24 protein-coding genes are annotated in these 16,050 nt (G+C 63.7%); 10 read left to right on the top strand and 14 right to left on the bottom strand.

Annotation, left to right across the window (positions count from 1 at the left end; genetic code table 11):
• Nucleotides 1–211 precede the first annotated feature (211 nt).
• The 5 genes from VGT77_RS02485 to VGT77_RS02465 all read left to right on the top strand — a co-directional run bounded on the left by VGT77_RS02485 (nt 212) and on the right by VGT77_RS02465 (nt 4,740).
• Nucleotides 212–1,960 carry an acetolactate synthase 3 large subunit gene (locus tag VGT77_RS02485; RefSeq protein WP_327459245.1) on the top strand — a complete coding sequence of 583 codons (1,749 nt, stop codon included), beginning with the start codon at nt 212–214 and terminating at the stop codon, nt 1,958–1,960.
• Entirely contained in the window at nt 1,960–2,475 is a 516-nt protein-coding gene (ilvN, locus tag VGT77_RS02480; RefSeq protein WP_327459243.1) for an acetolactate synthase small subunit, read from the top strand. Before VGT77_RS02485 ends, ilvN begins: the two co-directional genes overlap by 1 nt.
• A 116-nt stretch (nt 2,476–2,591) precedes the next feature.
• Complete coding sequence (ilvC, locus tag VGT77_RS02475) at nt 2,592–3,611, top strand: ketol-acid reductoisomerase (protein WP_327459241.1); 1,020 nt, start codon at nt 2,592–2,594, stop codon at nt 3,609–3,611.
• A 128-nt stretch (nt 3,612–3,739) separates the two neighbouring features.
• A complete protein-coding gene (locus VGT77_RS02470) occupies nt 3,740–4,057 on the top strand; it encodes an I78 family peptidase inhibitor (protein ID WP_327459240.1) in 318 nt (105 codons plus the stop codon).
• A 50-nt stretch (nt 4,058–4,107) separates the two neighbouring features.
• Entirely contained in the window at nt 4,108–4,740 is a 633-nt protein-coding gene (locus VGT77_RS02465) for a YceI family protein (RefSeq protein ID WP_327459239.1), read from the top strand.
• Nucleotides 4,741–4,743: 3 nt separating this feature from the next.
• Here VGT77_RS02465 and VGT77_RS02460 read toward each other — a convergent pair whose 3' ends face one another.
• Nucleotides 4,744–5,133 (bottom strand): BLUF domain-containing protein, encoded by a 390-nt coding sequence (locus VGT77_RS02460; protein ID WP_327459237.1) that lies wholly within the window; start codon nt 5,131–5,133, stop codon nt 4,744–4,746.
• Between the two features lie 242 nt (nt 5,134–5,375).
• Here VGT77_RS02460 and leuA point away from each other — a divergent pair, with 242 nt between their 5' ends.
• Entirely contained in the window at nt 5,376–7,034 is a 1,659-nt protein-coding gene (gene leuA / locus VGT77_RS02455; RefSeq protein ID WP_327459235.1) for a 2-isopropylmalate synthase, read from the top strand.
• Here leuA and VGT77_RS02450 read toward each other — a convergent pair.
• The 8 genes from VGT77_RS02450 to VGT77_RS02415 form a co-directional block, all read right to left on the bottom strand.
• Nucleotides 7,031–7,438 carry a BLUF domain-containing protein gene (locus VGT77_RS02450; RefSeq protein WP_327459233.1) on the bottom strand — a complete coding sequence of 136 codons (408 nt, stop codon included), beginning with the start codon at nt 7,436–7,438 and terminating at the stop codon, nt 7,031–7,033. The genes leuA and VGT77_RS02450 overlap by 4 nt on opposite strands.
• A gap of 37 nt (nt 7,439–7,475) precedes the next feature.
• The gene (locus VGT77_RS02445; RefSeq protein ID WP_327459231.1) at nt 7,476–7,961 is read right to left on the bottom strand and encodes a hypothetical protein; all 486 of its coding nucleotides are present in this window, start codon (nt 7,959–7,961) and stop codon (nt 7,476–7,478) included.
• 67 nt (nt 7,962–8,028) lie between these two features.
• The gene (locus VGT77_RS02440) at nt 8,029–8,661 is read right to left on the bottom strand and encodes a F0F1 ATP synthase subunit B (protein WP_327459230.1); all 633 of its coding nucleotides are present in this window, start codon (nt 8,659–8,661) and stop codon (nt 8,029–8,031) included.
• Nucleotides 8,654–9,148: an ATPase gene (locus VGT77_RS02435; RefSeq protein WP_327459228.1), complete on the bottom strand. Its 495-nt coding sequence runs from the start codon at nt 9,146–9,148 to the stop codon at nt 8,654–8,656. Before VGT77_RS02435 ends, VGT77_RS02440 begins: the two co-directional genes overlap by 8 nt.
• A gap of 51 nt (nt 9,149–9,199) precedes the next feature.
• Nucleotides 9,200–9,427, bottom strand: coding sequence for a F0F1 ATP synthase subunit C (locus VGT77_RS02430; RefSeq protein WP_327459226.1), 228 nt, complete (start codon nt 9,425–9,427; stop codon nt 9,200–9,202).
• Between the two features lie 34 nt (nt 9,428–9,461).
• Nucleotides 9,462–10,241, bottom strand: coding sequence for a F0F1 ATP synthase subunit A (locus VGT77_RS02425; RefSeq protein WP_327459225.1), 780 nt, complete (start codon nt 10,239–10,241; stop codon nt 9,462–9,464).
• Between the two features lie 38 nt (nt 10,242–10,279).
• Nucleotides 10,280–10,597, bottom strand: a complete 318-nt coding sequence (locus VGT77_RS02420; protein ID WP_327459223.1) for an AtpZ/AtpI family protein — start codon at nt 10,595–10,597, stop codon at nt 10,280–10,282.
• Between the two features lie 173 nt (nt 10,598–10,770).
• Nucleotides 10,771–10,923 (bottom strand): hypothetical protein, encoded by a 153-nt coding sequence (locus tag VGT77_RS02415; RefSeq protein ID WP_327459221.1) that lies wholly within the window; start codon nt 10,921–10,923, stop codon nt 10,771–10,773.
• 173 nt (nt 10,924–11,096) lie between these two features.
• Here VGT77_RS02415 and VGT77_RS02410 point away from each other — a divergent pair, with 173 nt between their 5' ends.
• Complete coding sequence (locus VGT77_RS02410) at nt 11,097–11,534, top strand: Rrf2 family transcriptional regulator (protein ID WP_327459219.1); 438 nt, start codon at nt 11,097–11,099, stop codon at nt 11,532–11,534.
• Nucleotides 11,535–11,574: 40 nt separating this feature from the next.
• Nucleotides 11,575–12,546 (top strand): nitronate monooxygenase family protein, encoded by a 972-nt coding sequence (locus VGT77_RS02405; protein WP_327459217.1) that lies wholly within the window; start codon nt 11,575–11,577, stop codon nt 12,544–12,546.
• A 5-nt stretch (nt 12,547–12,551) separates the two neighbouring features.
• Here VGT77_RS02405 and VGT77_RS02400 read toward each other — a convergent pair whose 3' ends face one another.
• Complete coding sequence (locus VGT77_RS02400) at nt 12,552–12,980, bottom strand: DUF1465 family protein (protein ID WP_327459215.1); 429 nt, start codon at nt 12,978–12,980, stop codon at nt 12,552–12,554.
• A gap of 101 nt (nt 12,981–13,081) precedes the next feature.
• A complete protein-coding gene (locus VGT77_RS02395; protein WP_327459213.1) occupies nt 13,082–13,279 on the bottom strand; it encodes a YdcH family protein in 198 nt (65 codons plus the stop codon).
• 160 nt (nt 13,280–13,439) lie between these two features.
• Here VGT77_RS02395 and VGT77_RS02390 point away from each other — a divergent pair, with 160 nt between their 5' ends.
• The gene (locus VGT77_RS02390; protein ID WP_327459211.1) at nt 13,440–13,595 is read left to right on the top strand and encodes a YdcH family protein; all 156 of its coding nucleotides are present in this window, start codon (nt 13,440–13,442) and stop codon (nt 13,593–13,595) included.
• Between the two features lie 37 nt (nt 13,596–13,632).
• On the opposite strand, the gene VGT77_RS02385 is transcribed toward VGT77_RS02390, so the two are convergent.
• Together VGT77_RS02385 and dksA are read right to left on the bottom strand one after the other, a co-directional pair.
• Nucleotides 13,633–14,043 (bottom strand): PilZ domain-containing protein, encoded by a 411-nt coding sequence (locus tag VGT77_RS02385; protein WP_327459210.1) that lies wholly within the window; start codon nt 14,041–14,043, stop codon nt 13,633–13,635.
• Between the two features lie 52 nt (nt 14,044–14,095).
• Entirely contained in the window at nt 14,096–14,554 is a 459-nt protein-coding gene (gene dksA / locus VGT77_RS02380) for an RNA polymerase-binding protein DksA (protein WP_327459208.1), read from the bottom strand.
• Nucleotides 14,555–14,792: 238 nt separating this feature from the next.
• On the opposite strand from dksA, the gene VGT77_RS02375 reads away from it, so the two are divergent.
• Nucleotides 14,793–15,605, top strand: coding sequence for a hypothetical protein (locus VGT77_RS02375; protein ID WP_327459206.1), 813 nt, complete (start codon nt 14,793–14,795; stop codon nt 15,603–15,605).
• Here the strand turns inward: VGT77_RS02375 and VGT77_RS02370 are convergent.
• Nucleotides 15,589–16,047: a host attachment family protein gene (locus VGT77_RS02370; protein ID WP_327459205.1), complete on the bottom strand. Its 459-nt coding sequence runs from the start codon at nt 16,045–16,047 to the stop codon at nt 15,589–15,591. The two genes, VGT77_RS02375 and VGT77_RS02370, sit on opposite strands and share 17 nt — an antisense overlap.
• Nucleotides 16,048–16,050: the final 3 nt, after the last annotated feature.

The following is a 16,050-nucleotide window of genomic DNA, read 5'->3' as shown; positions in this document are numbered from 1 at the left end:
CCGCGCCGCGGTCGTGCGCCCTTGTCGGACTCGTACTTATTATCCCCTGACACGTCGTCCGGAGACGAGGGTCCGCATGCAGGCCGTCCGTTCTCCGGGCGGCCTTTTTCTTTATCGTCATATCCGACGTGTTGAAATAAAGTAATACGAAAGCTGCTTGACGCTATTCACTTGTGTCCCTAGCAGCCGCCGTCCAGCAAGGTTGAGACTGATGCCCAAAGAACTGAGCGGAGCCGACATCCTGATCCAGGCGCTGACCGACCTGGGTGTCGAATATGTGTTCGGCTATCCTGGCGGCGCGGTGCTGCCGATCTACGACGCTTTGTTCCAGCAGACGAAGATCAAGCACATCCTAGTCCGTCACGAGCAGGCGGCGACGCATGCGGCCGAAGGCTATGCCCGCTCGACCGGCAAGCCGGGAGTGGTGCTCGTCACCTCGGGACCCGGCGCGACCAACGCGGTCACCGGCATCACCGACGCGCTGATGGACTCGATCCCGATGGTCGTGATCACCGGCCAGGTGCCGACGACCCTGATTGGTACCGATGCATTTCAGGAAGCCGATACGATCGGCATCACCCGCCACTGCACCAAGCACAACTATTTGGTGAAGGATCCCGCGAAGCTCGGGACCGTGATCCACGAGGCCTTTCACATCGCCACCTCCGGTCGGCCCGGTCCGGTCGTGGTCGATGTGCCGAAGAATGTGCAGGTCGCGACCGCGCCTTATGCCAAGCCCGGCGCCATCCAGCACAAGACCTACCGTCCGCAGGTGAAGCCGGAGACGCGCCTGATCGAAGCCGCGGTCGAGATGCTCGCCGCAGCCGAGCGGCCGATCTTCTATACAGGTGGCGGCATCATCAACTCGGGGCCCGGCGCGTCGCAGCTGCTGCAGGAGCTGGTGAAGATCACCGGCGCGCCGGTCACTTCGACGCTGATGGGCCTGGGCGCCCTGCCCGCGAGCTCCGACCAGTGGCTCGGCATGCTGGGCATGCACGGCACTTATGAAGCCAATATGGCGATGCACGGGGCCGACCTGATCCTGTGCCTGGGCGCGCGCTTCGACGACCGGGTGACAGGCCGACTGGACGCGTTCAGCCCGCGTTCCAAGAAGATCCACATCGATATCGATCGTTCCTCGATCAACAAGAATGTCCGCGTCGATCTCGGCATCGTCGGCGATGTCGGCCGCGCTCTGGAGGACATGATCCGGATCTGGAAAGGCCGCGGCCACCAGAAGAACGACCTGAGCGCCTGGTGGCGGCAGATCGGCGAGTGGCGCGGCAAGGCGTGCCTCTCATTTTCGGAGAACGGCAAGGAGATCATGCCGCAGCGGGCGATCCGCGCGCTCTACGAAGCGACGAAGCATCGCCAGCCGATCATCACCACCGAAGTCGGGCAGCACCAGATGTGGGCGGCGCAGCATTTCGGGTTCGAGCGGCCGAACAAATGGCTGACCTCGGGCGGGCTCGGCACCATGGGCTATGGCCTGCCTGCCGCGATTGGCGCTCAACTGGGCCACCCCAATGCGCTCGTCATCGACATTGCCGGGGAAGCGTCGATCCAGATGAATATCCAGGAACTGGCGACGGCCACTCAGTACCGGCTGCCCGTCAAGCTGTTCATCCTCAACAACGAATATATGGGCATGGTCCGGCAGTGGCAGGACCTGACCTATGGCGGCCGCTATTCAGAGAGTTACAGCGATTCGCTTCCAGACTTCGTGAAGCTGGCGGAAGCCTATGGCTGGACCGGCCTGCGCATCGAGAAGCCTGGTGAGTTGGACGACGGTATCGCCACCATGATCGACACGCCCGGCCCGGTGCTGGTCGATTGCCGCGTCGCGAAGCTCGCCAATTGTTTCCCGATGATCCCCTCGGGCGCGGCGCACACCGAGATGATCCTCCAGGCGAACGAAGTTTCGGGCGAGATGGACGACGAAGCCAAGGCGCTGGTCTGATGCACATCACCGAGGAGACCAAAGAGCGGCATACGCTCTCTGTCGTCGTGGACAATGAACCGGGCATTCTCGCGCGGATCGCCGGCCTGTTCACTGCCAGAGGCTATAACATCGAGAGCCTGACGGTGGCCGATGTGACGGAAGACGAAAGCGTCAGCCGCATCACCATCGTGACGTCCGGCGCGCCCGCAACGATCGAGCAGATCATCGCCCAGCTCGACCGGCTGGTGCCGGTGCACAAGGTCATCGATCTGACCGAGCTGGGCCCGCACGTCGAGCGCGAGCTGGCGCTGGTGAAGGTTGCAGGCGTCGGCGATCACCGGATCGAGGCTTTGCGGCTGGCCGATGTCTATCGGGCGCGAGTGGTCGATGCCACGACGGGGAGCTTTGTCTTCGAAGTCACCGGCGGCTCGGAAAAGATCGACACCTTCGTCGCCCTGATGCGCGAGGTCGGCCTGGTCGAGGTCGCCCGCACCGGCGTCGTCGCCATCGCCCGCGGGCGGGAGGCGGTGTAGAAAACAATTCACCTCGTCATCCCGAACTTGGTTCGGGATAAGACTTCCGACGATCCGTCGCTTGAAGGCTTATGCCGAAACAAGTTCGGCATGACGGCAAAAGAGCGGGAGAATACATGCGCGTTTACTATGACCGGGATGCGGATATCGGGCTGATCAAGACCAAGAAGATCACAATCGTCGGCTATGGCAGCCAAGGCCATGCCCATGCGCAGAATTTGCGCGACTCCGGAGTGGCGGAGGTGGCCATTGCGCTACGCCCCGGCTCGGCCACGGCGCAGAAGGCGGAAGGCGCCGGCTTCAAGGTGATGAGCAATGCCGAGGCGGCTGGCTGGGCCGACCTCGTCATGATTCTCGCGCCCGACGAGCACCAGGCGGCCATCTATGCCGATGACCTCGCGGCCAATCTGAAGCAGGGCGCGACCCTTGCCTTTGCGCACGGTTTGAACGTCCATTTCGGTCTGATTGAACCGCGCGCCGACCTCGACGTGATCATGGTCGCGCCGAAAGGTCCCGGCCATACCGTCCGATCGGAATATCAGCGCGGCGGCGGTGTGCCCTGCCTTGTCGCCATCCACCAGAACTCGTCAGGCAACGCTCATGACCTCGCTTTGTCCTATGCGTCGGCGATCGGCGGCGGCCGCTCCGGTATCATCGAGACGAACTTCCGCGAAGAATGCGAGACCGATCTGTTCGGCGAACAGGCGGTGCTCTGCGGTGGGCTGACGCACCTCATCCAGGCCGGGTTCGAGACACTGACCGAGGCGGGCTATGCGCCCGAAATGGCCTATTTCGAGTGCCTCCACGAAGTGAAGCTGATCGTCGACCTGATGTACGAAGGTGGCATCGCCAATATGCGCTACTCGATCTCGAATACCGCTGAGTATGGCGACATCACCACAGGCCCGCGCATCATCACCGACGAGACCAAGCGCGAGATGAAGCGGGTGCTAGACGACATCCAGTCGGGCCGCTTCGTCTCCAAGTTCGTGCTCGACAATCGCGCCGGCCAGCCCGAGCTCAAGGCGTCCCGCAAACGCGCCGCTGCCCACCCGATCGAGAAGGTCGGGTCCGAGCTGCGGGCGATGATGCCTTGGATTGGTGCGAACAAGCTGGTCGACAAGGCGAAGAACTAGGCTCTCCAACTCCGTTCGTTTCGAGCGAAGTCGAGAAACACCGGTGGCGAACTCGCTTCTCGACTTCGCTCGAAGCGAACGGCTCTGAGGTAAGCGCAGGTTCAGCCAGCGGGGCGGAGGATGGGCAGATGCTGAACTTCGCCCTCGCCCTCCTCGCCGCGCCTGGCGATCTTCCGCCCTGCCCCGGAATCAATCCGGACATCAGGCGTCCTCGTGGTTCCAACTGCCTGGGCATCGTGCCGAGCGCGTGCGGGGCCGATCGCGCCCGCGCCTTTCTCCGCCAGCCGGCGACCCCGGCCGTCCGCGCCCGTGTGCGGCGGGTAGTGGGCCACGATCAAATTCGCTGGATCAAGCCCGGCGAGGCCGTGATCCAGGATCTTCGCCGCGAGCGGCTGAACATGCAGCTGGACCGACGGGGCCGGATAGCAATTGTTGATTGCTACTGAAGGAGACCCGCCGCAAACCTCCTCAAGGCTCAACATCGCCGGAGGTCACCATGCGCCGTTTTGTCCTGCTCCTCGCCCCGCTCGCGCTCGCAGCCCCGCTGATCGCGCAAGCTCCGGCTTCTCCTCCGGGCAGCAACAATCCGGCGGCGGTTACTGGCGGCACCTATACGGTCGATCCCGGCCATACGCAGGTGATCTGGACGCTCGATCACCTGGGCTTTTCTCCTTACAGCGGCATTTTCGGCGATGTGACCGGCACGCTGACGATCGATCCGAAGAACCCCAACGCCGCCAAGGTGGACGTGACCATTCCGGTGTCGAAGGTCACGACCGCAAGCGCAGGCCTGACCGAGCATCTCCTCCGTCCCGGCAAGGCGGGCGGCAAGCCGGATTTCTTCGGCGCCAACCCCGCGGACGCGCGCTTCGTTTCGACAGCGGTGGTCGCAAACGGCCAAAAGGCGCGGATTACCGGCAATCTGACGCTGAACGGCGTGACGCGTCCCGTGACGCTCGACGCCAGCTTCCACGGCGCCGGCAAGGCTCCGGCGCAGATGGGCGGCAAGGAGAATGTGGGCTTCCGCGCCACCACGACCATCCGGCGCAGTGAGTTCGGTCTGGGTTTCGGCGTGCCGATGGTCGGCGACGAGGTGAAGCTCGATATCGCCGCCGCGTTTCAGAAATAGCGATCAGATCGCCGCGTAGCTGGTGAAGAGAGCCTTAACGCTGGGACTGGCACTGCGCGTCAGCTGAGCGACTTTGTCCGAGACCAAGTCGCGCTTCTCGGCCGCAAAGCGCTCAAAGGCCATATCCCAGCCGCCGAACTCCCGCTCGTCGATGGACCGCTCGGATAGCTTCACCACGGCGAAGTGGCGCGGGTCCTTCAGGATGCGCGCGTAAGTCGCCTCGACCAGCGGGGCTGCGCCCTCGAGCAGTTGCAGGAAGCGCTTGCCGTTGAACAGCAGCAGGCCGGTCACGCGTGCGGCGCTGTTGTTGCGACGAGAGGTGGCGAGTATCTCGTCCACACTATCCCAGGTGACCTGAGGCCGCGCGGTGCTGATGTAACAGAGCTGGATCATCGGGAACTCCGAATGCGCTGGTCGGAGGCGATTACGGCCAGCATCGTAACCAAGCCGCTAATAATGGCTGCTGCGTTATGGACATTTTCGCACAAACTGGGTTAGCGACTGAGCAGTGATGACCGCTCGCGGCCTTCTTCTTCGACTTACGCGCCCTTAGGCGCGCGCACCCGCACGCGGCCAAGGCGCCGCGCCTAAGGGCACAGCAGACTGAACCCCAGCCCGCTTTCCGGAGAAGACCCATGTTGCGCGACCCGTCCGTCAAATACCGCCCTTTCCCCCAGGTGAACTTGCCTGACCGGCAATGGCCGGCCCGCACCATCGACAAGGCGCCGATTTGGCTGTCGACCGACCTGCGCGACGGTAATCAGGCGTTGATCGATCCGATGGACGGCGAGAAGAAGCAGCGCTTTTTCGACCTGCTGGTGCGGATCGGGGTCAAGGAGATCGAAGTCGGCTTCCCGTCTGCCGGCCAAACTGAGTTCGACTTCATCTCGGGGCTCGTCCGCTCCGGCCGGATTTCCGACGACGTGACTGTTCAGGTGCTGACGCAGAGCCGGCGCGACCTGATCGAGCGCAGTTTCGAGAGCCTGGAGGGCGCCCGATCGGCCATCGTCCATCTCTATAATGCCGTGTCGCCGTCATGGCGCCGGATCGTGTTCAACCTGGACGTGGCGGGCGTGAAGGCGATCGCCGTCGAAGGCGCGTCGATCCTGCGCGACCAGGCGGCACGCTATCCGGGCACCGACTGGCGCTTCGAATATAGTCCGGAGACCTTCTCGACGGCTGAGCTAGATGTGTCGCTGGAGGTATGCTCGGCGGTGATGAACGTGCTCCGCCCCACGGCCGAACGCCCGATCATCTTCAACCTGCCTGCGACCGTCGAAGCGGCGATGCCCAACATCTATGCCGACCAGATCGAATATTTCTGCCGCAACATTCCCAACCGCGACGCGGTCATCGTTTCATTGCACACCCACAACGACCGCGGCACCGGAGTCGCCGCCACGGAGCTGGGCCTGCTGGCTGGCGCCGCCCGGGTAGAAGGTTGCCTGCTCGGGAATGGCGAGCGGACCGGCAATGTCGATCTCGTGACCGTCGCCCTCAACATGTACACGCAAGGCGTCGACCCGGGCCTCGACCTGTCGAACATCGACGAGATCGTGAACACGGTCGAATATTGCACGAATATCAAGACTCATCCGCGCCAACCCTATGCGGGCGAGCTGGTCTTCACCGCCTTTTCAGGCTCTCACCAGGACGCGATCAAAAAAGGTTTCGCCGCCCAGCCGCAGCGCAATGACGAGCAGTGGGACGTGCCCTATCTGCCGATCGACCCGGCCGATCTCGGCCGGTCCTACGAAGCGGTGATCCGGGTCAACTCGCAGTCGGGCAAGGGTGGCGTCGCCTGGGTGCTGGAGCAGGACCAGGGATTGAAGCTCCCCAAGCGCCTCCAGGCGGATTTCAGCCGCCATGTTCAGGCTTTCGCCGACGCCACCAACCGCGAGCTGAACGCGGAAGACATTTGGGGCGTGTTCCGCCGCGCCTACGCGCTGGACGGCGGCCGCTTCGCGCTCGTCTCTTATCAGGAGCAGCAGGACGCCTCCCATCGCATCTTCGCCGGTCGGATCGCGCGCGACGGCGAGGAACGCAGCGTCAGCGGGCGCGGCAATGGCCTGATCTCGTCGGTGCTCGCCGCGATGCAGCAGAGCTTCGGCATCGAACTCGAAGTGGCGGACTATAGCGAGCACGCGATGGGCCACGGCACCGATGCTCAAGCAGCAGCCTATGTCGAATGCCGCACCCCTGAAGGGCAGACCGTGTTCGGCGTCGGCATCGACGCCGATGTCGCGACCGCCAGCGTCCGGGCGGTGCTCAGCGCCGCCAACGCGCTTGGCTAGGCGAAGGCGCTTTCGACGGTCTGATAGATTTTGGCCCGGGCCGTATAGTCGGCTTCCGCTTCGAAACGCGTGCGGGCAAGATCAAGCGCGGCCTGTTTGTCGCTGGGCACAACGAGTAGGTGCATGTCCCAGGAACGGAAGCGGCGCGTCTCCGTCGCTTCATCATTCACCACCGTGAACTCGTCATGGCGGGGGTCTCGACGGAGCCGTCCCAGCAGATCGTCGATGGCTGCAGACGCGCCTTCGATTGTCTGGCAGAATCGCTCGCCGTTGAAGACGAGCAGGCCGGTGATGCCGTCGAGCGCGTTGAAGCGTCCGGCTTCGATCCCCAGCAGCGTGAACTCAGCTTCGGACATCGAGCCGGTGACACGGCTCACATAAGTTACGCTGCGCAGATCACTCATCGTTCGCTGCCCTAGATCAAGACCAATGACGCACAAGCTATTTGCGCGTTCCCCGGGCTTTGGTGATCGTCGCCAGTCGGATGGCTTTCGCTTCGCTGCTCGTCAGCTGGACGATATGCCGTCCTGGCTGCACGTCGAAGCTCACCCGTTTGAAGATGCCATTGCACTGGAGCCGGCCATGCTCGACCGACCGGAGCGGCTTGCCGCGATAGACCAGGTCGATATAGGCGCGCTCCGAGAGGAGCACGTCAAGCCGCCCCGCTTTGGCGATGTCGAGCGCGGCGAGGCCGGCATGATCGCCGCGCCTTGCCGGCTTGGGAGGCTTCACCGCCAGCACCACCGATAGTTGCGGATAAAGCTGTAGCAGGTGGGAGCTGTCGGGCTTGAGTGCGAAGCGGAAGTTCGGCGCGCGCGTGGCGACGTGGCGCTCGGGCGCGTCCCAGCCAAGGGGCTCCGGGCACTTCTGGGCGAAGGCAGGCGATGCCGCAGCCAACAGCACCCAAGCTGCAACCGATCTGAACATGAAAGGCCTCCCCCGTGGTCGGGAGAGGCCTAGCAGGTCGGTCCGGCGCCTGTCACGCCGTCTGATATCAGTGAACGGATCCGAGTCCGGCAATGGTGCGATCGACCAGCGCCTTGTCGGCACTGGCGTCATGACGCTCGGAGATCAGTTTCGCCGCCGCGGCGGCAGCAGCCTCGGCCGCCTTGGCGCGCACTTCGGCGACGGCCTGCCGCTCGGCGGCGGCGATCTTGTCCTCGGCCATCTTCGCGCGGCGGGCGCTCAGTTCAACGGCCTTTTGCTCGGCTTCGGCGATCAGCGTCTTCGACTCTTCTTGAGCATGGGCGACGATGTTCGCCGCGTCCTGCTCCGCGCCGGCAATCTTGCGGGCATATTCGTCGCGCAGCGTTTCGGCTTCCGCGCGCAGCGCCTTCGCCTCATCCAGACGCTGACGAATGGCTGCGATCTGGCTGTCGAGGCCGCGGGTGATCAACCCCGGCACCTTCTTCCAAAGCAGAATGCCGATGAAGACCAGCATCGCGAGCGACACCCAGGCCGTCGCATCCAGCCCAAGAGCGGCCGGATCGGGATGGTTGGTCTGGCCGACGCCGCCGGCATGCGCTTCCATCGCTTCGCCGCCGGTATGGGGCGAGCCCTGCAGCTTATCTGCTTCGGACAGGTTGTGGGCGACTTCCGCCGACCCGGCGCTCACATTCTCAGCCATTGGCTAGCACCGCCTTCACTGCGTCGCGCGCTTCCGCCTCGCTGACATTTGCGCCCGACAGGCGGGAGACGATCGTCTGCGCCGCTTCCGCCGCCACGACCTCGATTTCGGCCATGGCAGCCCGGCTCGCCTCAGCGATCCTTGCTTCCTCGGCCGAGAGCTTCGCGCCGATCCGCTCATTGGCAGCAGCCAGCGTCCGCTCGGTCGACTTGGCGGCAGTTGCCCGCGCCTCGGCGATCACCTTCTGCGCATCGGCGCGGATCGCATTTTCGCGCGTCCGCCACTCTTCCTCAGCCCGGTCGGCCGCAGCTCGCGCCGCTTCCGCCGCCGCCAGATCGCCGGCAACGGCCTGGTCGCGCTGGTCGACATTGGCCTGAATCTTCGGAACCATGCCGAGGCCGATGACCACGAACACGATACCGAAGGTCAGCAACAGCCAGAAGATTTGCGACGCATAAGTCGCCGCGAGCTGGGAAATCTGAGGCATCTTACCCTCTCAAGCCGGGGGCGCCCTCGGGGCACACCCGGCCGGAACGGTTTAAGCGACGAAGATCAGGATCATCGCCACAACGAACGCGAGCAAACCGAGCAGCTCGGCGGCCGCGAAGCCGATGAACAGACGGCCCTGCTGGCTGTCGGCCGCGCCCGGATTGCGCAGCGCGCCCTCGAGGAAGTTGCCGAACACGGTGCCCACACCGATGGCGGCCATGCCGGCGCCGATCGCGGCGAGACCGGCACCGATCAGCTTGGCTGCTTCTGCGTCCATTTTAGTAACTCCTGAGTGAAAGACGTTGAAAGGATTAGTGAAGATGCTCGGCGTCGTTGATGTAAAGAGACGTCAACAGCGCGAAGACATAGGCCTGGATGCCGGCGACCAGCACTTCGAGCGCGGAGATGCCGATCATCAGCACGAAGCTGGGGATGCCGACACCAAGGCCGAAGCCGGCGCCGGCATTGGTCGAGTTGATCACGAAGCCGGCGAGCACCTTCAGCAGCACGTGGCCCGCGGTCATCGCGACGAACAGCCGCAGGCCGAGGGAGAAGGGCCGCACCATGAACGACACGAACTCGATCACCGGAATCAGCCAGATCAGCCAGAGTGGCGTGCCGTGCGGCACGAACAGCTTGAAGAAGTGCAGTCCGTGCTTGAAGAAGCCGACGATCAGCACGATCGAAAAGCTCATGATCGCGAGCACGCCGGTGACGGTGAAGTGGCTGGTGAAGGTGAACGGGTGGAGGCCCACCAGCCCCAGCGGCAGCAGGCCGAGCAGGTTCGCGAACAGGATGAACATGAACAGCGAAAAGACGTAAGGAAGGTATTTCCGCCCTTCGTTGCCGATGTTCGCCTTCAGCATGTTGTCGATGAAGCCGGTGAAATTCTCGACCATCATCTGCCAGCGGCCGGGCACCACGGCGCGCTTCATCCCGCCCAGCATGAACAGCCACAGCACGACGACCGTGACCAGCATCCATGCGGCGCTGTTGGTGAAGGCGATCTGCTGACCGCCCAGGTTGAAGCCTTCCGCGATCGTCTGCACCTCGAACTGGTGCATCGGATCGATCTTGCCACCACTCGCCACGCGTCGACCCTCAAACTAGCCCGAAAGCGCTCCGAAGATCACTTCGAGCGCTTGTTGGAAATCCGGATGATGTTCCTGGACGCGACAACTATTCCGAGGAACAGCAGCGTGAGCAGGAGCCAAGGGGATGTTCCGAGGAAGCGATCCAGCACCCAGCCGATCAGCGATCCTCCGACCATTCCGCCGATCAGTTCCGCAAGCACGCGATTGCCGAGGTTGTAATCATCCTCGCCTTTGTCGCGCGCCTGGCCGGACCTGACCGCCTCTTCCGTTCGGGCGCGTTGCAGCCGCTCGTCGAGCGTTTCCAGCCGCGCATCCTCCCGGATCGGGTCCAGGCCGGGCTCGTTCTCCGCCATGCGTGTTCTCCTCGTAAAGCGAGGCCCGAAAGACCTTGTCATAAAGGGCAGAAAACGCACGGAGGCGAGCGACCCCGCCAAGGCGCGGCCCGATTAGGTGAGGAGTCGGGGGGTGTCAACATGCGACGCCCAACCCGCGCAGGCGGGTCGCGCCTCCGCTGCCCCTCGAAGGATCAACCGCCGGTGCGGCGTTCCTCGGCCCGTCGACGATAGGCGCGTGCCAACGTGTCGTGCGCGGCATAGGCTGCCTGATGGGACGTCATCTGCGCCAGACGGGCATGTTCATCAGCTCGTCTAGCCCAATATTCGTTCTGCGACTCCGGCATAGCCATTCTCCCCCGGCACCGCCGCCGTTCCAGACGGCGAGTCGGCAATCCACAGAATATCATTTCGTCTGTAGAAAACCTCCCCGAAACACACCTCACCGCAAATTCTCTCACTTTGAAGAGTTCGCCGGCGGCAGTTGAAAATTCGGTGCTTTTCCGCCATTTGGCCAGTCATGCTGTCGCAACGAACCCGTTATGCCATTCGTGCGCTGCTGCATTTGTCGGATCGGGTCGGCAAAGGCCCGGTTCAGCTGACGGAGATCGCGTCGGCACAGAATATCCCGCCCAAGTTTTTGACCGTGATTCTTTCCGAAATGGGTCGTGCCGGTCTGGTCGAGACGCAGCGCGGCAAGGATGGCGGCTATTGGATTGCCAAGCGGCCCTCCGAGATCAGCTATGGCGACATCATTCGCCTGACGCGCGGCAGCCTTGCGCTGGTGCCATGCGCCAGCCGGCTTGCCTATGAGCCGTGCAAAAATTGTGTGACGCAGGAACAATGCCGCATCCACTGGGTGATGCTGAAGGTGCGGGACGAGACCGCGCGCATCCTCGACACGATTCGCCTGTCTGACCCGGTGCCGATTCCGCTGGAAGACGTAGCGGCCGAATAGCCGCCATTGCCGGGCGGTTTCGTTTCGCTATGAAACCGGCATGAGCCTGCCGCCGATCTTCGACCGCCTGCGCCTGCCGATCATCGGCTCGCCGCTGTTCATTGTTTCCGGACCCGATCTGGTGATCGCCCAGTGCAAGGCGGGAATCGTCGGCTCCTTTCCCGCGCTGAACGCCCGGCCCCAGTCGCTACTCGACGAATGGCTGCACCGGATCACCGAGGAACTCGCCCAGCATAACCGGGAGAACCCTGATCGTCCCGCGGCGCCGTTCGCGGTCAACCAGATCGTCCACAAGTCGAACGACCGGCTGGAGCAGGACGTCGAGACCTGTGCCAAATGGCAGGTGCCGATCGTGATCACCTCATTGGGGGCGCGCGAGGACTTAAACCAGGCCGTGCACGGCTGGGGCGGCATCACCCTCCACGACGTGATCAACGACCGCTTTGCGCGCAAGGCAATCGAGAAGGGCGCTGACGGACTGATCCCGGTGGCGGCAGGCGCCGGCGGGCATGCGGGCGTCCAGTCTCCGTTCGCGCTCGTTTCCGAGATTCGCGAGTGGTTCGACGGCCCCATCGCCTTGTCTGGGGCGATCGCCACTGGTCGCTCTGTGCTAGCGGCACAGGCGTGCGGCGCCGATCTTGCCTATATCGGCTCGGCCTTCATTGCGACCAAGGAGGCTAATGCCGATGAAGGCTACAAGCAGGGCATCGTCGCCGGCCGCGCCGCCGACATCGTCTATTCAAACCTTTTCACCGGCGTGCACGGCAATTATCTGCGCCAGTCGATCGAAGCCGCCGGGCTCGACCCCGAAAACCTGCCCGAGGGCGACTATAAGACGATGAACTTCGGCGGCGGCGCCAACCAAGCGAAGAAGGCCTGGCGCGACATCTGGGGCTCGGGCCAGGGCATCGGTGCTGTCACTGCCGTCGAGAGCGTCGCCGACCGCGTCGACCGTCTGGAACGCGAGTATCGCGCCGCTTACGCCGAACTGCAGGGCAAGGTCCGCATCTAAGCGCGTCAGAGCGCCCGCTCGATCCTTCTGATCAGGCCGAGCGCCGGGCTGTCCGGCTCAGGCTCGACCATCTCTTGGTCGATGCGCGCAATTCGGTCGTAGAGGTCGATGCTGGCGGTCACTATCGCCCGCGCCGTGTCCGGAAGGCCGGCTATCGTCTCATGCTCGCTGGTCGCCGCCTGGCCGAGCCGCCGCGACTCATGCGCCTCATGCTCGGGGATCTCGCCCGCCGCCACCGCCTTCCGAGTCAGCAGCCAGGCGATGACGTGCATCAGCCGCGTGGTCACCTTCAGCGATTCGCAGGAGAAGGCGACGCGGTCCATCGGATTGAGGATGTCACGGTCGGCGCGGCCGATCTCGTCGAAATAGCTGCGCGCCTCGTCGGCAAGCACCATCGCCTCGGTATAGAGGCTGTCGACCAGCCGGGCCGTCATCAGTTTTCTGGTTCGATCCAAGGGCATGACCTTTTTTGCCACAAGCGGCGTGCTGCCGATACGGAGGTTCGCGGTAAATGCCGTCCCGTTCTGGGGCGAGATCAAGCGATGATGTCTGGGATCAGCTGATCCTCCAGGACCGCGATCTCGTCCTTCAGCCGCAGCTTGCGGCGCTTCAACCGGGCAAGCTGCAGCTGGTCGATATGGCTGCTGGCCAGCAATGCCGTGATCGAGTCGTCGAGGTCGCGATGCTCGACGCGCAGCAGCCCCAAGCGCCGCTGAATCTCTTCCTCGCTCATGCCCATGGCCTCAGCCTAGGCAGGTTCCGGAATGGGCTCAAGCGGCCCGTCGCGCGAGCGCCCTGCGTTCGTCGCACAACTGTCACATGGGGCGAGACAAGGCTCTCAGGCTGTGATTTACTCCGCCCCCCATGGGCGAAACGAAGAGGAGAGTCTCGCAATGGACAATACGCATCTGGCCGCACTCCAAGCCAAGCATGCCGGGCTCGAAGCCTTGATTGTCAGCGAACTTCAACGACCTCATCCCGACGACACGACCGTCGCCAGCCTCAAGAAGCAAAAGCTTCGCCTGAAGGATGAGATGGCGCGGGCCTGATCAGGCCTGGCTGGGCGCCGGCCCAGGGGGCCGGCGCTTACCGCCCCTTCAAACTTTCGACATATCTGAGCGAACGGCCGGGCACGAGAATCGGCTTCACATAGTCCGGTGTGCCTTCGCCCGCGACCAGCGGCTTGCGCGCCGCCTCGGGATTTATCTCCCGGTCGAAACGGATGCCGAAGCGGCGCCCTTCGCACCAGGCGATCTCGCCCTTGATCCGGCCGATGTTGCGCAGCTCGGCCGTAAGCCGCTGACCACGCACGATCTCCGGCTCCGGTTCTGCAGCTAACTCGACCATCATTCCGCCGGCCGACAGATTGCGAACGCGCGCGTTCAGCGTGCCCTCGCTTAGACCGGCAAGGTTAGTCGACAGAAAGAAGTTGCGGCGCTCGGACGCGCGGTCCCGCGCCGCCTCGATCATGCTGGTCATTTCCGGGTCATGCTGCATGCGCGAACCATTGCCGGAAAGAGGTCGATAATCGGTAAAGAAAATCTTCCGGTCACTCGTCCCGGGAGACTTTCTCCTGCCGCTCGTGCCGCTCCTGCGCTTCGACAGTCATGGTGGCGATCGGCCGCGCCTCGAGCCGGGCGAGCGAAATGGGCTCGCCGGTCACTTCGCAATAGCCATATTCGCCTTCATCGATCCTGCGGAGCGCCGCGTCGATCTTGGAGATGAGCTTGCGCTGACGGTCGCGGGTACGCAGCTCAATCGACCAGTCGGTCTCGCTCGACGCGCGGTCGGTCACATCCGGCTCGCGCAGCGACTCCGTCTGCAGATGCGCGAGCGTGTCCTTCGCTTCGCGGAGGATTTCCTCTTTCCATTTGATCAGCTTGCGGCGGAAATACTCGACCTGCCGCGGGTTCATGAACGGTTCGTCGGCGATTGGCCGATAATCGTCATCATTGACCGGCGTCGGCAGTTTGCCGCCCGCCTCAACGCTACTCAACGCCGTTGCCATAATCGTCTCCGCTCCACTGTCGCGGCCCAACTATGCTGCGGGGTCCGCGCCCCTTCTGCCCGGGAGCGGCCTATACGCGTGCGCAAGACTCCGCACAAGCTGCGGAATCAGAAGAGACTTTCGTTTCGTCGCATCGCTACTCGGCTTGGCGCAAATTGCGGGAACCATTTGTCGACGGCAAAAGGTCTCCCGTCGAATGGCACTAGCGGGGCAGTGTTTATGTCGCTGGAGGCAGCCCATGAATCTTCTGCTCCTGTTCGCCGCGGCCCAGATGATCGAAGCCGCCTCGTCGCCGTTGAACGACTACAATTACAGCACGGACGGGTTCGGCCGCCGGGCCGTGTTCGCGCGATCCGAAGCCGATTTCCGCAATGCCCGGATTTTGGTCGCCGAGCGGCGGAACGGCAGATGGCAGGCCGCCAAGCCGATCGGCTTTTCCCACCCTCTATACTCGGACACCGATCCCTGGCTGACGCCCGATGGTCGCACACTCTATTTCGTCTCGGATCGCCCCCTTCCGGCGCAACCGGACCGGCGCGATCTGAACATCTGGCGATCCGTGCACCGGGCCGGCAAATGGGGTGCACCCGAGCCGCTGGGCCCGGAGGTGAATTCGTCCGGCCCGGAGCTCGGCCCCGAGCTGCTCGACGGCGTCCTCTATTTCAGCTCCGTGCGCAAAGGCGGCTCCGGCGGACTCGATATCTACGCCGCCCGGAAACAGGGGAGCGGCTTCAGCGCTGCTGCGCCACTAGCCGGGCCATTCAATACGCCCGAGAGCGACAGCGACTTCACCATCAGCCGGAACGGCCGTCTTGCCGCCCTCTGGCGAGGCAGCGGCGCCACCGCCAAGATCCATGTCAGCAGCTGGAAAGACGGCGGATGGACCACGCCGGTGCCTCTGGACGCCGACATCAACTTCGGCCCGTTCACCTTCACGCCGTCCTTAAGTGCCGACGGCAAGCGGTTGCGCTTCGCCTCGACCGCAGTGCGCCCCGGCCAGGAGCCGGGGCTCGCCGACATTTACGAAGCGCCGATCAAGCTTCCGAGATGATCTTCTCGATCTGGTCGACGGGGTGGTTGGTCAGGTCCTTGGCGATCTCACCGACCAGCCGCCGCTCCACCTCCTTGTGATAGTGCTTGCGCAGGTCACCGAGGGTCGAGGGCGGCGCCACGATCAGCAGGCTTTCGAACTCATTCGACAGCGCCCGCTTTTTCAGCATATCGGCGGCATCCTCGGCGAAACGGGTCTCTTCGAGCGTGTGGAAGTCGGTGTCCGAATAGGAGCTACGGCCGCCGGTGCGATAGCCCATAGTGCCTGAGCTGGAGAAGGTGGTGCCGGGCTCGTCCGTGCCCTGATCGCTCGTCTTCGGGTTTTTCTGCTCGGTCGCGGTTACGACCTGCAGATTGGGATAGGCCTCGTCTCCCTCGTTGCGGAAGAACAGCATCTTGCGGCCGTCGGCGACCAGCACATAGCCGTTGTTCGGGATCTGCATCGG

It is taken from the genome of Sphingomonas sp., assembly GCF_035944535.1.
GTDB lineage: Bacteria > Pseudomonadota > Alphaproteobacteria > Sphingomonadales > Sphingomonadaceae > Sphingomonas_B.
Note: the sequence above shows the minus strand (reverse complement) of the source record. Positions and strands in the feature narration are given on the sequence as shown.

Coding starts and splice junctions, on each gene's coding strand:
- VGT77_RS02485 (WP_327459245.1), top strand. CDS start 212: ATGCCCAAAGAACTGAGCGGAGCCGACATCCTGATCCAGGCGCTGACC.
- ilvN (WP_327459243.1), top strand. CDS start 1,960: ATGCACATCACCGAGGAGACCAAAGAGCGGCATACGCTCTCTGTCGTC.
- ilvC (WP_327459241.1), top strand. CDS start 2,592: ATGCGCGTTTACTATGACCGGGATGCGGATATCGGGCTGATCAAGACC.
- VGT77_RS02470 (WP_327459240.1), top strand. CDS start 3,740: ATGCTGAACTTCGCCCTCGCCCTCCTCGCCGCGCCTGGCGATCTTCCG.
- VGT77_RS02465 (WP_327459239.1), top strand. CDS start 4,108: ATGCGCCGTTTTGTCCTGCTCCTCGCCCCGCTCGCGCTCGCAGCCCCG.
- VGT77_RS02460 (WP_327459237.1), bottom strand. CDS start 5,133: ATGATCCAGCTCTGTTACATCAGCACCGCGCGGCCTCAGGTCACCTGG.
- leuA (WP_327459235.1), top strand. CDS start 5,376: ATGTTGCGCGACCCGTCCGTCAAATACCGCCCTTTCCCCCAGGTGAAC.
- VGT77_RS02450 (WP_327459233.1), bottom strand. CDS start 7,438: ATGAGTGATCTGCGCAGCGTAACTTATGTGAGCCGTGTCACCGGCTCG.
- VGT77_RS02445 (WP_327459231.1), bottom strand. CDS start 7,961: ATGTTCAGATCGGTTGCAGCTTGGGTGCTGTTGGCTGCGGCATCGCCT.
- VGT77_RS02440 (WP_327459230.1), bottom strand. CDS start 8,661: ATGGCTGAGAATGTGAGCGCCGGGTCGGCGGAAGTCGCCCACAACCTG.
- VGT77_RS02435 (WP_327459228.1), bottom strand. CDS start 9,148: ATGCCTCAGATTTCCCAGCTCGCGGCGACTTATGCGTCGCAAATCTTC.
- VGT77_RS02430 (WP_327459226.1), bottom strand. CDS start 9,427: ATGGACGCAGAAGCAGCCAAGCTGATCGGTGCCGGTCTCGCCGCGATC.
- VGT77_RS02420 (WP_327459223.1), bottom strand. CDS start 10,597: ATGGCGGAGAACGAGCCCGGCCTGGACCCGATCCGGGAGGATGCGCGG.
- VGT77_RS02415 (WP_327459221.1), bottom strand. CDS start 10,923: ATGCCGGAGTCGCAGAACGAATATTGGGCTAGACGAGCTGATGAACAT.
- VGT77_RS02410 (WP_327459219.1), top strand. CDS start 11,097: ATGCTGTCGCAACGAACCCGTTATGCCATTCGTGCGCTGCTGCATTTG.
- VGT77_RS02405 (WP_327459217.1), top strand. CDS start 11,575: ATGAGCCTGCCGCCGATCTTCGACCGCCTGCGCCTGCCGATCATCGGC.
- VGT77_RS02400 (WP_327459215.1), bottom strand. CDS start 12,980: ATGACGGCCCGGCTGGTCGACAGCCTCTATACCGAGGCGATGGTGCTT.
- VGT77_RS02395 (WP_327459213.1), bottom strand. CDS start 13,279: ATGAGCGAGGAAGAGATTCAGCGGCGCTTGGGGCTGCTGCGCGTCGAG.
- VGT77_RS02390 (WP_327459211.1), top strand. CDS start 13,440: ATGGACAATACGCATCTGGCCGCACTCCAAGCCAAGCATGCCGGGCTC.
- VGT77_RS02385 (WP_327459210.1), bottom strand. CDS start 14,043: ATGCAGCATGACCCGGAAATGACCAGCATGATCGAGGCGGCGCGGGAC.
- dksA (WP_327459208.1), bottom strand. CDS start 14,554: ATGGCAACGGCGTTGAGTAGCGTTGAGGCGGGCGGCAAACTGCCGACG.
- VGT77_RS02375 (WP_327459206.1), top strand. CDS start 14,793: ATGAATCTTCTGCTCCTGTTCGCCGCGGCCCAGATGATCGAAGCCGCC.
- VGT77_RS02370 (WP_327459205.1), bottom strand. CDS start 16,047: ATGCAGATCCCGAACAACGGCTATGTGCTGGTCGCCGACGGCCGCAAG.